The organism is Bacteroidia bacterium (genome assembly GCA_033391075.1).
Classification (GTDB): domain Bacteria; phylum Bacteroidota; class Bacteroidia; order J057; family J057; genus JAWPMV01.
On the sequence record JAWPMV010000001.1, the window covers coordinates 4,313,098 to 4,328,464 of the forward strand.

Consider the following 15,367-nt stretch of genomic DNA (forward strand, 5'->3'; position numbering starts at 1 on the left):
TTCTGATGCAAAAGATATATTCCACTTTCCTTCTAACTCTCCTCTTTCTGCTGAAAGGGATCTTCCTTTCTGCCCAACTTCCTCAGGCAGAATACATGAAGATTCACTTTGACAAGAGTTTCTATATCGCCGGAGAAGATGTTTGGTTCTCCCTTCATTTTCTTTCGCCCGAAAATCGCAAAAGTGAAGTCGTTTATGCGGAATTGTTCTCTCCGGAAGGTGAGCAATTGATCCGCCATACCCTGAAAGTAGAAAACGAGCAAGTTTCAGGAGACTTCATTTTACCGGCAAATCTGGCAGAAGGATACTATACCATGAGGGCTTATACCCGCTGGAACCTCAACTACGATCCCCCGATCATGTTGGAGGCTCAAATTCCTGTGTACAATGCGGTCAGAGAAATAAGTAGTTTACCGAAACTGGAAGAAGGAAATTATGCCCTGAATAGTTCAGATGAACTGAGCATCAATCTTGAGAAAAATATCTATAAGCCCCGGGAAGAGGTTAAACTGAATATCAGTGGGAAGCATGATAAACTGATTCATGTCTCTGTTTCTGTAACAGATTTGAGTTATGAAGAAGATTTGATCCATGAAGACCTGGCCAGCAACACCTCCGAAGGCAGATTTAAAACAGAGGAGGAAAAGCTGGAAGCAGAGTTCAAATTGAAAAAGGTATTTCGCCTACGCCATCCAGATACGCGAGAGCCGGTCAATTCCAATTTCATCATGGGATTTGTGAAACTCAATCACCAGAAATTGATACGTACGGCCGAAAATGGATATGTAGATTTTCCTCTGGACAATTTTTACGATAGCACGGTTATCCAAATTTTTGATGCCAGCCCCTTTCAGGATACTTATATCCCCTTAATTGAGACGGTAAAGGATTCTTTTGAGCTTCCCCCTCCGAGTCTAAACCAAGATACCCCTCCCTTGACAGAGGCAGTCAAACATTATATCCTCAAATATCAGCATCGCTTCCAGGTGAGTAAGCTCTTTGGCAACATGGATTTGATCCGGGCACGTGCTCAACAAGTGGTCCCCTCTCAATTCAAGCCCACCAATGTTTATCGCACCAATGATTTCATTGATCTTGAGAGTATGTCGGAATTTTTCAAGCAAGCCATTCCGCCCGTCACCTATAAAGCAGGGAAAGTAAAAGGAGACAAAATCATCAAAGCGCGTTTGAAGCTTTATGTTCCTCATAAAGAACCTATCTATAATAAACGGATCATCAAGAAGCCAGCTGTAATGCTGGTAAATGATTATTTCACCTATGATACAGAGGCCATTCTAAATATTCCTCTTAGCAATGTTGAGCAGGTAGAGATATACAATACGGTCGTTGAACTACCTACTCAATTTGGGCCAATTGGAGATTTTGGAGCCATCGCTGTGATTACCCGTGATGGAACTACGCCTCCTGAGATTGCAGAAACCGGCAACAACATCAAGATTTCAGGTTTCTATAGTCCTCGTCAATTAAAGACCATTGATTACGGAAGCATTGATCACAGGCTAAGCAAAATTCCGGATTTCCGACCTCTGATCTATTGGAATCCACAAGTCCCTCTTTCTCCCACTGAAAGCTCCAGCCTGAGTTTTCCTGCCGGAGATCAGCATGGTTCTTATCTGATTCGGGTGAAAGGAATTACCGCAAGTGGGGAGTTTGTGACAAGCGAGTCAGTGTTTAAGATTAGCTACCTTCCTTAGGGAGACAGAAAATTCTTATTGCTGCCCACCCTTGTGGATTTTATCCGTTATAGAGTTAGGGTAAACTAACGCTTACCTGTAAATGAATGAGAAACCCCTGGATTCTGCCTAATGGAAGCTGCTATCACTACCTTTTCCTCTCTTTTTGTCAGTCTATACGCGCTCACATTTTTACCTCTGATGTCAAGGCTGGGAATGAATAGGGTTAAAACGCTGTCCAATAGCGAGTTTGCCAGATATACCTATGTAAAAAATTAGATATTTTCTAATTGGGAGTTTTTTGTATTTTCGCCAATTGGAATTACATCTGGTTATCAAATACCCTATCGAATGCAACGAATACTTCTACTGTTATTCTTTTTTCTTACAGTTCTCTTTGCCACTCCTATTTCGGCCCAAGGTCAGGACGAGGCCTTGCTGAATACCAAGATTACTGCCAGTTTTTCCGGACAAAATTTATTGCAGGTCTTTTATGACCTCGAGCAACGCTATCCGGTTCAATTTTTCTATAAGGAAGAATGGATCCCCAGAACAGGGATAAATTCCAATTTCAGTGCCGAGCCTTTAGGTTCTGTTTTGGCGAAACTTATGGATGAGGCAGGTTTGGAATATGTTCAATTCGGACCCAATGCCCTTATAGTGGGTCGGATGTCTGATATTGCGACGCTTGAGTCCTTCTCTTATGCTGATTATCTCACAGATGTAGATGCTGTAAATAATCAGGAGAAAAGCATCATTAACAAGCTGAGCATAGTTGGAGACTCTACCCTTCGTCCTTTACCTACCAGTGCCAAAATCTCCGGAACTATTTATGATGTAGAGAGTGAAGATGTTCTTCCTGGTGCGCAGATTATTTTTCCGGATTTAAAGAAACAGGCTTTTGCTGATTCTGAAGGAAATTTTGAAATCGATATTCCTACAGGAAAGCATGAAGTAAGTATCGAAGCTCCGGGGCATGAGAAAGTAACCACTTTCCTACAGGCTTATTCGGATGCTGATTGGGACGTTCCCCTTTACTACACAGCTTATCAATTGAATGAAGTATTGCTTCAGGCCGAATCAGCTGGACAAAATAAAACCTCTGCAGAAGCAGGGCGGGTAAATATCTCTATTGTTGATATCAAAAAACGTCCCGCTCTCTTAGGTGAAGTCGACATTGTAAATACCGTACTCCTACTCCCTGGAGTTAGTACCGTAGGTGAGTCAGCCTCCGGTTTCAATGTGCGGGGAGGAAATGTAGACCAAAACCTGATCATGCAGGCGGGCAATATCATTTTCAACTCTTCTCACCTTTTTGGATTCTTCTCGGTATTCAATCCGGATGTAGTACAAAATGTGAGTTTATATAAAGGACATATTCCTGCTCAGTTTGGAGGTCGTGTTTCCTCTGTACTGGATGTAGAAGTAAAAGACGGTAGTTTCCGTACTGTAAAAGGAACAGGAAGTGTTGGCCTTTTCTCGAGTAAATTCTCCCTCAACGGTCCAATAGTAAAAGAACAAAGTTCATTTGTGATCGCCCTTCGTGGTGCATACCCAAATGTTCTTACCGGTTATATAGATAATGTTCCTGAAGTTTCTCAAAGTAGTTCTTACTATGGAGACGCAACCATAAAACTCACCCAGAAATTGGGAGACAATGGTAAAATTGCCCTCTTTGGATATGGGAGTAAAGACTTCTTCCGTTTCTCTGAAGACTTTGGTTTTAGCTGGGAAAATTATGCATCAAGTTTGACCTGGACCCAGATTTACAACAGCCAGCTTTCTTCCAAAATAGAAGCCAAGGCCGGTAGATATTTCAGTAATTTCTTTAATGCCACTGGTGTAGAAGGAACGACCAATGATGCTGGAGTGAATAATTATGGTTTCCGCGCCAATGTTCAGTATGTTCCCAATCGCAAGCACAATTTCAACTTTGGAGTGGAAGGGAACTACTATGACATCCTGGACAATGAAACTCGTCCTTTTGGGGACAATTCAGTAGTTATCCCTCGTACCGCTCCGAAAGACCAGGGACTGGAATTGGGACTTTATGTAAATGACGATTTTGATCTCAACGATTTTATCCGCTTCTCTGCAGGTCTTCGCTTCTCCAGTTTTGCGAATGTAGGGCCTTACGATGTCAGTATCTACGAAGAAAACAGAATCAGAACGGATGATACGCGCATCAATACAATCAGTTATGGCAGTGGAGAGCAAATCGAAACCTTTGCCAACATAGAGCCTCGTATTTCTCTACGAATTCGTTTCGACGAAACCAGCTCCATGAAAGCAAGTTACAACCGCGTAAATCAATATCTCCACCTGATATCCAATACTGCTTCTACCACGCCTATCGATATCTGGCAGGTAAGTAATAATTATTTCCCCGCCCAAAGAGCTGACAACTACTCTCTGGGATTCTTTAAAGATTTCGGAGTAAAGACCTGGAAGACCTCTCTTGAATTCTTCTACAGAGATATGTCAGGCCTGGTAGTAACCAAGGACTTCGCCAGCTTGTTGGGTAATTCTTCTATAGAAACAGAAGTACTCAATGCAGTAGGATATGCTTACGGTAGTGAATTTAGCATAAACAGAAGCTTTGGAAACCTGGACCTGGAACTTTCTTTCACCTATGCAAGAACCTTTAGAAAGGCAGACGGCAATCCTGAAGGGGTAACGGTAAATAATGGAGAGTTCTTCCCCGCTGACTTTGATAGTCCTATCAATATCAATTTCAGTGCAAAGTGGCAGCAGCGTTCTACTCGTACCTTCGGTATCAACTTCCTCTTCAGATCAGGAAGACCCGTAAGTGCACCTGAAGGAGTATTCCCACTCTATCCTTCATTGCTTGTGCCGACTTTCACCGAAAGAAATACCCTGAGAATTCCTGACTATCATCGTCTGGACTTCTCATATACCTTTGATGATGGGCTGGTAAACAAAAGGAAGTTCAAGACAGACCTGACATTCAGTGTTTATAATGCATATGGAAGAAAAAATCCTTTCTCTGTTTTCTTCAGGAGAGAAGGACTTGAGTATCGTGCATTTACACTATCAGTTCTGGGAACCATCCTTCCCTTTGTTAGTTACAATTTCCGATTTTAATCTAAGCGCTTTTTCCTATGAAAAGGATAAGAATAATCGGCAAACTTTTACTGAGTCTCCTATTGGCTTTCCAGCTTTCTTGTGTTTCTCAGTTGGAAAATCCGCTGGAACTCGAGCCACAACTGGTTATCAGTGGACAGTTCAGTAACAGTCCGGGCGCTCGGGTGATTCGCGTACTTTCTGTAGAAGGCCTGGATGGTAAAGGTACCCAGCTTGAAGCCACAGGTTCCATCTATAAAGATGGACAAGTATTTGCCGATTTGGTGGTAAATGCAGAGGGTGATTTAGCACTTCCCACAAATTTTGTCGTGGAAGAAGGCTCAGAATATTTTGCAGAAGTAGTTACCAATGGCAATAATGTATACCGCTCAGCACCTCAGATTGTACAACCTAAATATGAGACCCAAAGTATTTCTTTTGAAGTTGAGGAAGACATTGAAAGTTCTCGCTTTCTGGGCCTCACGGTAAACAGATCTCGCATCGAATTTTTTGCCCATGTAGATCTTCCCGATCCACAAGTAGAGAAAAGATATTACAGATGGGTGGTTGATGAAGCCTGGAATTATATAGAATCTAATCAGGATGATACTTGCTATTTGGCGAATACCATTTTTGATAATACTTCTTCTTTGGTAACCAATGCCAGCGGTCTGCTGCAGACCGGCGAAGCGCGTGTTTCCATTCTGGACAGAAGACTCGATAATACCTTCGCTCACACCCATTTCGTCAATGTTTACCTACATTCCCTCGATGCCCGGACCTTTGAGTTTTATGAGAAGTCAGCACGTCTGACCAGTGGGACAGGTACCATCTATGATGAAGTACCCGGGCCCTTCAGAGGAAATTTGGCAAATGTGGCTGATCCGGAAGAAGTCGTTCTGGGTTGGGTAGAATTTTTTCTGGCAGATACCCTTCGCTATCAATTGCGAAGAGATGGGATAAATAGTACAGTTCCTACACAATGTGATGATATACCTGGAGGTGGGCCTTGTCCCCCTCAGATACCACCACCTGGCGGAGGTCTTCCTCCTCCTTGTCAATGCAATGCATGTGCAGCGGTTTTGGGTCAGGATGCATTAAGTCCTCCTGAATATTGGATAGATTAACTCAGTTTTTAACGCTTTTATAGATGTTCAACTTCCAGTCGATACACAGAGGAATATTTGCAGGCATTTGTGCGTGCCTCCTCATTCTATCTGCCTGTGTCCAGGAGTTGACAAATACCCAGGCTCTACAAGAAACCCTTGTAATAAGTGGACAATTAAGTAATAGCCCCAAATTCAGGGACATCAAAGTTCTCAGGGTAAATAACCGACTGGGTACCGGAGATTCTCTGGATGCAGTTGTGAGTTTGTATAAGGACGGACAATTTCTGACTGATTTAAATAAGGTTGCCCCCGGAACTTATAGACTCCCATTAAATCTTGAGATAGAAGCCGGATTTAGCTATTACACAGAAATCCAACTTGAGGGAAATTTATATCGAAGTCTCGAGCAAAAAGTTACTACTACCGCAGATACAGATAGTATTAGCTTTCGTATCCTGACCGAAGATGAGTATACCCAGGAAAGAGGATTCGCAGAACCTGTTGTCCTGAAGGGCATAGAATTCTCCGCACATCTGGATCTTCCCGAACTTACAGATGGGGAGGTTTTTTATAGATGGGTAGTAAATGAAGTCTATAGCTTTGTAGAATCAAATAAAACAGATACTTGCTACATCCGGGAAGCGATTGAAGAAAATACCTTTAGTCTGGTATCCAATACAGACCCGGACATTAGCTTTGGGAAAGTTAAAGTTCCTATCCATTTACAGGGACTGGACAAATCTTTTGCATACAAGCACTATATCAATGCCTACTTACACAGCATTGACAGGAGCACTTATGAATATTATTCAAAGGTAAAGGACCTGACGAGCATTGATGGAACCATTTATGACCAAATTCCTGGTCCTATCGATGGCAATATCAGGAACCAGGACAATCCAGATCTACATCCTGCGGGTTTTGTGGAGTTTTTTCTGGCCGATACCTTTTACTATGGACTAAACAGATCGAATATACCCTCTAATGTACCTGAACAATGCTGGGATATCCCGGGAGGAGGACCTTGTCCCCCAGACCCCACGGTTCCCTGTAAATGTCTGGCCTGTGAGGCAATATGTGGAGAAGAGGCATTGACTCCCCCGGATTACTGGGTGGATTAAAGAGCACATACCTTGAATAACAATTGATATGAATAGGCTAACTCACATATCAAAGATTTTATTTTCCGCCCTGATCCTGCTTGGATTGGGACTGTTTTCCTGTATAGAAGAATTGGAAAACCAGGTCCCGGTTTCTGGCCAACTGGTGGTTAGTGGTCAGTTTAGCAATAGTGATTCTTTGCGGCAGATAAGCATACAAAGAATAAATAGCATTACAGGTAGTGGGGCAGCCCTTAGCGCAAGTGGTCGTATCTACCGGGACGGAACAGATCCTATCGAATTGGTCGAAGTTGAGACGGGAATATTGCGAGCTCCACAGACCTATGTTTTCGAAGAAGGCAGAGAGTATTTCGTAGAAATTAATTTAGAGAATCAGGTTTATCGGTCCAAAGCTCAGCTTGTCCAACCGCTTCTCCATACAGATTCCATCAGTTTTGAGGTAAGGGAAGAAAGAAATGATGATAGGAGGCCTGGAGAACCCATCCTCTTCCGTAAAATCGAATTTTCGGCTTATGTAGACTTGCCTGATGTAAATGAAAGACAGGCATATTACAGATGGGTAGTTGATGAGGCCTGGTTATTTATTGGTCTGGGAGTTGGCAGTATTTGCTATGTTCAGGAAAATATTGCTAACAATCCGTATCAGGTCATCAGCAATACCGTTCCAGGAGCTAAAGTTGGTTTGGTCGGAGTGCCTGTACTGGACCATGATCTCGATTTTAGTTTTGAACATCAGCATTATATCAATGTTTATTTACATAGTGTAGATGCAGCAACTTTTGATTATTACGAAAAGAATCAACGTCTGATTGGTATAGATGGGACCATCTATGATGAGATACCAGGAGAAATCGAGAGTAATATCCTGAATGTCGACAGACCAGATGAAAAAGTCAGGGGCTGGGTGGAGTTCTTCCTCGCAGATACCTTGAGATTGAAAGTTTTGGGGAGTCAAATTCCTGCCCCGGTACCCCAGCAATGCAATGTACCACCTGGAGCTACGCCTCCAAATCGGTGCTTGAGTTGTCCAGGTACATATGGAATAACTTCAATAGAAAAACCTTTTTATTGGGAAGATTGAATAAGAAAATATGATAGATCGATATATGAACAGAGTTTTACTGATACTGGGAGTATCCCTCTTAGGATTGAGTGCATGTGTAACTCAATTGGATAATCCCCTTGAGCTGCAACCTCAGCTCGTGATCAATGGAGTATTCAACAATAGTGCCGGCCAAAGGCAGGTAAGTGTCCGTCTGGTTGATGACCTGGATGGTAATGGACAGATTCTGGATGCTAGCGGTTCCATTTATAAAGATGGGCAGCTATCTGCAGACCTGATAAACAATCCGAATGGAGAGCTCGAACTTCCAGCAGGATATGTCATTGAAGCAGGGTCCGAATACTACATTGAATTGATTACAAATGGGAACAAAGTCTATCGTTCAATCCCTCAGGTAGTAGCTCCTAAATACGAAACGGAAACTATCAGTTGGGAAGTTGTCGAAGATGTAGACAGACCCTTTTTCAGAGGGGATCCGATTGTTAGATCTACCATCGAATTTTTTGCACATGTCGATTTGCCTGATGCAGATGCAGACAAACGCTATTACAGATGGGTTGTAGATGAAAGTTGGGATTTTCACGAATCCCCCATTTCGGATACCATCTGTTATCTTACCAAATCCGTATCGGATTATAGTGCCTCTCTCCTCACTAATGCCAGCAATTTGCTTCAGGTAGGTCAGGCCAGAAAATCAGTGGCCATACGCGATTTTGATAATTCTTTTGCAGAAACTCATTACTTTAATGTATACCTCCACTCGCTCGATGCCAGAACATATGAATTTTATGCAAAATCTGAGCGTCTGACAAGTGGAACAGGTACCATATATGATGAAGTACCCGGACCATTTAGGGGAAATATCTCCAATGTAGATGATCCGGAAGAAGTTGTACTGGGATGGGTTGAGTTCTTCTTGGCGGATACACTCAGGGCTCGTCTTTCTGGAGACGACTTCAGGGCACAAAACTTCTTTGTATCCACGCAGTGTAACCAAACCGGAGCACCCGGCCCTTGTCCTCCGCAGATTACCCCTCCCGGAGGAGGTCTTCCCCCTCCTTGTCAGTGTCTGGATTGCCAGAATGTATTGGGAGAGGATGCACTCAATCCTCCTTTTTATTGGGAAGATTAACAGTAAGTGATAATTGACTTTGGCTTTTTGCATATGAAAAAATAAGTCTGATGACATCCTTTCGACTACATATCCTCAATTATCTCCTCATGGGCCTTTTATTGGCAGCCTGTGTGGAACCGCTCGAATTCGAGCTAGATTCGGAGGTAGAATATGTTTTGATCGATGGAGTTGTCAGCAATAGTCCAGATGAGCGGACAATCACAGTTTCCAGAGGTAGAGGATTTGACCAAAAGGAATTTCAGCCTATCAATGCGAGGGGGAATATTTATCGAGATGGTCAGTTATGGGATATCCTGGCAGTACAGGGGGTTGGTAAACTCTATGTTCCCTTTACCTTGAAACTGGAGGAAGGCAGAAGCTATGAAATAGAAATAACTACTTCAAATGGAGATGTCTTTCGTTCCCAGCCACAACTCGTACAGCCTAAACGGGAGATGGATTCTCTTTCTTTCGGGGTAGAAAGAAGATTGGCGGGTACAACTTTCAGTGGTTTACCCAGATTTGAGCAGTTTGTCGATGTCTTTGCACATGTAAGAACACCTGGCCCTTCTGAAGATCGTTATTATCGTTGGCAGGTAGATGGTACATTTTCTTTCGTAGAATCTGCCCAGCCACAAAATCCTAACAATATTCCAAGTACCTGCTACCTGAGTCATTTCATCTCGGAAAACCCCACAACTGTCCTGAGTTCTCAGGGCTTGGCAGAAGGGGATATAAAAAAACTTGTCAATAGCCGGATTGCTGACGAAAGTTTCCTGTTCAGGCATGTAGTGAATGTATATATGCATTCTATTGACAAATCTACTTATGAGTACTATGATCGGGCCATCAGGCTTACGCAAAGTGCAGGTACACTTTTCGACGAAGTTCCTGCACCGGTCCAGGGCAATGTCAAGAAGACTGTCGGAGAACCAGAGATTGTGCTGGGACAGATCGACTTTTCCCTGGTAGATACCATGAGGATCAGCTTAAGCAAAGGCATCCTTAAAGTACCGGTCAGTAATGTATGTGATACACCTACCCCCTGCCCTACAAGGCCTCCTGCTCCGGGCGGGGTGATAGATCCTATATATTGTAAATGCTGGGATTGCGATCTCGCTTTACCCAATGCAAGTCTCTTCCCGCCTTTTTTCTGGGATGAGTAAGAAAAAGAAATAAAATCGAATGAATACGAACATCTTAAGGTATTACCTACTAACAATCGTTCTTCTGCTTGGCATTTCACTCCCGGCTCAGAACTACCTGAGTACACCGGAGTACCTCTATGCCCAGTTTGACAAAGAATTCTATGTTGCGGGAGAGGATATGTGGTTCTCAGTATACTTTGCCAATCCCGGTGCCCGTCAGAGCGAGATTGTCTATGCTGAACTTTATTCTCCTGATTCAAAAGAGATTTCCCGCCACATGCTAAAAGTAGAAGGGAATCGTGCCTATGGAGATTTTATTCTTCCGGCAAATGTTAAAACAGGTTATTATACTTTCCGGGCATATACCCGCTGGAACCTAAACTTTAGCCCTCAACAGGTATTTACCAAAGAAATTGCCATCTATAATGCAGAATCCAGTTCTGCCAAGATTGGGGATTTGTCTACACCAGACTACAGTCCGGCAATTTCGGAGAACCTGCGGATAACTTTGGCAAAAAGCAGCGTAAAACCCAGAGAGAAGATCAGCATTAAACTCTCAGCGCTTGCGCAGGGTTCGGGCAATGCCTCTATTTCCATTACCGATCTTCGTTACCTGACTGATGAGAAAAAATCTGCCTTGAAGCAATATCTCGGGGAGATTAATTCCCAAACTGCCCCCGCTCTCAGTAGTGGACAGCAGGTGATAGATCCTGAGAAGTCTCTGGAGAAAACCTTCATGCTGAGGCATCCTGATACAGAGGAATATGTGAATTCCAACTTCGTGATGGGATTTGTGAAGCAGACTCAGCAAAAATTGATTCGGGTTGCGGAAAATGGAATTGTTGATTTTCCCCTGGATGCATTTTATGACTCTACCGTAGTACAGATTTTTGATGCGAATCCCTTCCAGGCCAGTTATATCCCGCTCGTTGCACCGGTAAATAAGGAGCTTGCGATTACTCCTCCTCCTGCCAATAGCAAAACGCCTCCTATGACGGATGCAGTGAAATTCTATGTTCAGGAGTACCAAAAACGCTTTCAAATCGGCAAACTCTTTGGAAATCTGGATCTCATCAGAGCCAAACAAGTTGAACTGGCTGAGCGCCAATTTCGCCCAACTAATACTTATCTGGTAGATGATTTCATCAGCCTTCCCAATATGGAGGAATTTATCAGGCAGGCCGTACCTCCTGTAAATATCAAAGATTTTAAGATCAAGGGGACCAAAGTAAAGAAGCCTGGTTTTAGACTCTATATTCCTCACAAAGAAGTAAACACCAATAATAAGGTAGTTAAAAAGCGTCCTTTATTACTGGTAAATGATTACTTCACCTATGACTCAGATGCAGTCTTAGGTTTGGACTGGGCCAATGTCGAGACCATAGAAGTATTCAATTCTGTTGATAATCTTCCTTTGCAGTTTGGGCCAATTGGTGAATTTGGTGTCATCGCCTTTAACACCCGCGATGGAAAAACCCCGGATAACATCACTGCTACAGGTAATAACCTGATGATCCCCGGATTTTATCGTCCTCGCCTGGTAAACAGCATGGATTATAGCAGTAGAACCTATCTAAATAGTAAGATTCCTGATTTCCGTCCTATGATTTATTGGAATCCTTTGGTATCTCTTGCGGGAGGCACTGAAACGGAATTACAATTCTCAGTAGGTGATCAAACAGGACTATACCTGATTCGGGTAGAAGGTTTTCTCGATAGTGGAGCCTATGTTTCAGGAGAAGCTATTTTGAACATCAGCCTTAACCGTTAAGGAGAGAGATAAAAAAAGCCCCGACTTAGTAAGTCGGGGCTTTTTTTATGCTATTGATTTTCTGACTGTATATTAAATTTTGATCTTGTCCCAAACACTCGTTCCACTCTTCTTTCTTTTGGAACGCTTACGCTTCTTATCCCAACGACGGAACACATCGTCTTTTAAAAGCACATATCTGACAGAAACTCCCGGATTCAGGATCAATCCCTGTCCATAGGTCCATTGAGGTTTGAAATCAGCTGATATATTGAGGCGTAAGCCGGTGAACTCTAATCCCAGTACGCCATCCAGTCCTGCTACTCCACTTCCCTCATTTTGCACCCCCATATGTACGCCTGCTCCTGCATAGACATTCAGCCTGCGGGAAACAATGGGTTTGTGTTGTTTGGCCAGGAGGTGAAAATAAGTGGTCTGTGTTTGAAAATGGTTTTGAAGTATCCCTTCTACAGTTGTTCTTTTCAGGACTCTTTGGTTGATTGACAAACCAAAAGAATTACCGGTTCTTACTCCGAGAGCAGTCATGTAGGTCTGCCCGGAAAGGCTTTCGAGAAACAAGAGGGATACAACGCTAAGAATAATTAAGATACGCATACCCTTTAGACTCAAGAATCGTGCTGAGGTTGCTTTTTTATGAATAGTGTTAAGGTGTTATCGTGTTTTAGTGCGGTAGTTTACCTTGAAATTATTTCAAACTACAACACCTTAACACAATAACACATCTTCCAAACATTTCCTCCACCCTATAGGTTGCTCTTGTATGAAAAACTACCTCATCATTGGAGCCTCTTCTGGTATTGGGAAAGCCCTGGCGGAAACTTTAATTGCGGAGGGCGCTCAGGTCTTTGGGACTTATCATCAAACAAGTCCTGATAATAGCAGGGTTCACTTCATTTCCTTTAATGCACAGGAAGATGAATTGCCATTGGATGAATTGCCGGAGGTGCTGGATGGGATTGCTTATTGTCCCGGAAGTATCAACCTGAGGCCTTTTGCCCGAATAAAAGCAGAAGCATTTGTCTCTGATTACGAATTGCAGGTAGTGGGAGCAATCAAAGTATTGCAGACGGTTCTTCCTCTTCTAAAGAAAAGTGAGCAAGCCTCTGTGCTTCTATTCTCTACTGTAGCAGTACAAAGCGGTTTTCCTTTCCATAGTCAGGTTGCAGCTTCCAAAGGCGCCATAGAGGGTCTTACCCGCTCCCTGGCGGCTGAGTTGGCACCCAAGATACGTGTCAATGCTATAGCCCCTTCTTTAACCAATACCCCCTTAGCTGCCAAACTCCTTTCCTCAGATGAAAAAATCCAGGCCAATGCAGAACGCCATCCCTTGAAGAAGATCGGCGAGGCCCAGGATATTGCTCATATGGGAGCCTTCCTTCTTTCAGACAAATCTTCCTGGGTATCCGGACAGATTCTTTCCGTTGATGGAGGTATGTCAAGCATAAAAAACTAGTATATGGAGTTGAATGAAAGAGATCGAGACAGGATCATAGAAATGGCATGGGAAGATCGAACGCCTTTTGAAGCCATAAAGTTCCAATTTGGGTTGACGGAGAAAGAGGTCATCCGATTGATGCGAAGAGAATTGAAGAGGAGCAGCTTCAATCTTTGGAGAAAGCGAGTTTCACAAGGCATAAGTCAAAAACACCTGAAGAAACGAAATCCGGAAATTGATCGATTTCGCTGTTCCAGACAAAGGAGTATTAGCAGGAATAAGATTTCAAAACGCTAAGATCCGAGCGAAAGCTTTTTAGGATATTTCTGTATTTTGAAAGGAATCCTAAAAGAATCGCACATGAATTTTCGTCTGTCCTTTATCCTTCTCATTGCCTTAAGCATATCTTTCAATTCCTGCCAGGAAGTCAAAGAAGAAAAGAAGCTCAGCCTATGGGAAGTCTATGACCAATACCTTCAACAAGCCAAATACGTAGACCTCACCAACTCCTTTGCTCCAGACATACCCGTTTGGCCAGGTTTTGGGAATGCGGAATTCAAGCCTACAGCAGCAGGAAAGGATATCGAAGGATACGTGAGCAAGGGAGATATCTTCACCTTGGACAAACATGGTTTCATTGCGACCTCCTATGTTCTCCCAACTGATCAATATGGAACCCAGCTAGATCCTCCCGCGCATTGGAATCCCAAAGGAGCTACTATCTCAGACCTCCCCCCGACCTATGCCGTTCGGCCTCTGGTGGTTTTAGATATTCATGAAAAAGTAGCCAACAATCCCGGCTATCATGCGGGAGTAGCTGATATAGAGAGCTGGGAAAAAAAGTATGGGAAAATCCCCGTTGGAAGTGTCGTTATGGTACGCAGTGACTGGTATAAAAAATGGGAGCAGCCCGATCGCTATAATCAAAAGCCCTTTCCCGGAGTAAGCTTAGATGCTTTGAAATTTTTGCATCAGGAACGGAACATCCTTTTCCACGGACACGAAGCCCTGGATACCGATACAACTGCAAATCTGGAAGGAGAATATTGGCTCCTACACAACAATTTTTGCCAGGCAGAAGGGGTACGGGCCCTGGATAAAGTACCCGAATCTGGCGCTTTATTAATTATCGGTTTTGCAAAACCCGAAGGCGGAACGGGAGGTTTTGCCAGGTATATAGCGGTCTGTCCCCCAGATTGGGAGCATGGCAGTTCTGTCCTGGAAGATGTTGGGGCTCCACTTCCGACATATGCAAAAGATTTACAAAGAGATGATCGCGGAGTATTAGTCGAAACTCCCTGATTACTTCAGATTGATTGACTTCTCTTTACTAAACAGAATTTTCCGAAACTCTCCCGGCTTTTTATCATTCAAAAGTCTTAGGTCCCCTCGAGCTTCTATCAGTTCGGAGAAGTTGTCCTCCCTTTTTGCGAATTGCTCTTCATTGCCATAATTCGTGATGAGGATGATGTGGAAAGGGGCATCTTCCGTAGGATCAACTTCCAAAAACTGAAAGGAATGTATGTAGCCTTTCTTAATAGCTGTTTCCCTTAATACTCTCCAATTGTTTTGGTAATAGTATAGTGCCTCAGCTTTATTGTCATTTTGCACCTGTACAAAATCAATACTCGTGATTTTGTCCTGAGCTGAAAGGGGAAATATCCATAGGAAGGAAAGCGAAAGAAGAAATAATAATTTTCTCATGTAAGTGAAGTGTTTAGGTGTTCCCTTATTTTACGTCTTATCTAAAAAAGGCGTTTGGGGAATTTATCGGTTAAATTTTGTGGCTAGCAGATATTTATCTCTCAGTCAGAGATTCAGCCGGGGA

The 15,367-nt window shown here is 43.1% G+C and carries 13 protein-coding genes; 11 read left to right on the plus strand and 2 right to left on the minus strand.

All coding sequences use genetic code 11. The features are described 5' to 3' along the window. Positions 1–5: 5 nt before the first annotated feature. The 8 genes from R8P61_17125 (at position 6) to R8P61_17160 (ending at position 12,104) form a co-directional block, all read left to right on the plus strand. Positions 6–1,715, plus strand: a complete 1,710-nt coding sequence (locus R8P61_17125; protein MDW3648793.1) for a hypothetical protein — start codon at positions 6–8, stop codon at positions 1,713–1,715. Positions 1,716–2,045: 330 nt separating this feature from the next. Beyond that, positions 2,046–4,799: a carboxypeptidase-like regulatory domain-containing protein gene (locus R8P61_17130; GenBank protein ID MDW3648794.1), complete on the plus strand. Its 2,754-nt coding sequence runs from the start codon at positions 2,046–2,048 to the stop codon at positions 4,797–4,799. 17 nt (positions 4,800–4,816) lie between these two features. Continuing rightward, positions 4,817–5,905: a DUF4249 family protein gene (locus tag R8P61_17135; GenBank protein MDW3648795.1), complete on the plus strand. Its 1,089-nt coding sequence runs from the start codon at positions 4,817–4,819 to the stop codon at positions 5,903–5,905. A gap of 23 nt (positions 5,906–5,928) precedes the next feature. After that, positions 5,929–7,008, plus strand: a complete 1,080-nt coding sequence (locus R8P61_17140) for a DUF4249 family protein (GenBank protein MDW3648796.1) — start codon at positions 5,929–5,931, stop codon at positions 7,006–7,008. Positions 7,009–7,036: 28 nt separating this feature from the next. Beyond that, positions 7,037–8,089, plus strand: a complete 1,053-nt coding sequence (locus R8P61_17145) for a DUF4249 family protein (protein MDW3648797.1) — start codon at positions 7,037–7,039, stop codon at positions 8,087–8,089. Between the two features lie 25 nt (positions 8,090–8,114). Then, a complete protein-coding gene (locus R8P61_17150) occupies positions 8,115–9,203 on the plus strand; it encodes a DUF4249 family protein (protein MDW3648798.1) in 1,089 nt (362 codons plus the stop codon). A 50-nt stretch (positions 9,204–9,253) separates the two neighbouring features. Continuing rightward, the gene (locus tag R8P61_17155) at positions 9,254–10,351 is read left to right on the plus strand and encodes a DUF4249 family protein (protein MDW3648799.1); all 1,098 of its coding nucleotides are present in this window, start codon (positions 9,254–9,256) and stop codon (positions 10,349–10,351) included. Between the two features lie 19 nt (positions 10,352–10,370). Beyond that, the gene (locus R8P61_17160) at positions 10,371–12,104 is read left to right on the plus strand and encodes a hypothetical protein (GenBank protein MDW3648800.1); all 1,734 of its coding nucleotides are present in this window, start codon (positions 10,371–10,373) and stop codon (positions 12,102–12,104) included. Positions 12,105–12,176: 72 nt separating this feature from the next. Here R8P61_17160 and R8P61_17165 read toward each other — a convergent pair whose 3' ends face one another. Then, positions 12,177–12,698, minus strand: a complete 522-nt coding sequence (locus R8P61_17165) for a hypothetical protein (protein ID MDW3648801.1) — start codon at positions 12,696–12,698, stop codon at positions 12,177–12,179. 166 nt (positions 12,699–12,864) lie between these two features. Between R8P61_17165 and R8P61_17170 the strand changes: the two genes are divergently transcribed. From R8P61_17170 to R8P61_17180, 3 genes are all read left to right on the plus strand, one after another. Continuing rightward, complete coding sequence (locus tag R8P61_17170; GenBank protein ID MDW3648802.1) at positions 12,865–13,557, plus strand: SDR family oxidoreductase; 693 nt, start codon at positions 12,865–12,867, stop codon at positions 13,555–13,557. A gap of 3 nt (positions 13,558–13,560) precedes the next feature. Then, positions 13,561–13,836 (plus strand): TIGR03643 family protein, encoded by a 276-nt coding sequence (locus tag R8P61_17175; protein MDW3648803.1) that lies wholly within the window; start codon positions 13,561–13,563, stop codon positions 13,834–13,836. Between the two features lie 63 nt (positions 13,837–13,899). After that, positions 13,900–14,841 carry a cyclase family protein gene (locus R8P61_17180; protein ID MDW3648804.1) on the plus strand — a complete coding sequence of 314 codons (942 nt, stop codon included), beginning with the start codon at positions 13,900–13,902 and terminating at the stop codon, positions 14,839–14,841. Here R8P61_17180 and R8P61_17185 read toward each other — a convergent pair whose 3' ends face one another. Beyond that, entirely contained in the window at positions 14,842–15,243 is a 402-nt protein-coding gene (locus tag R8P61_17185) for a hypothetical protein (protein MDW3648805.1), read from the minus strand. Positions 15,244–15,367 lie beyond the last annotated feature (124 nt).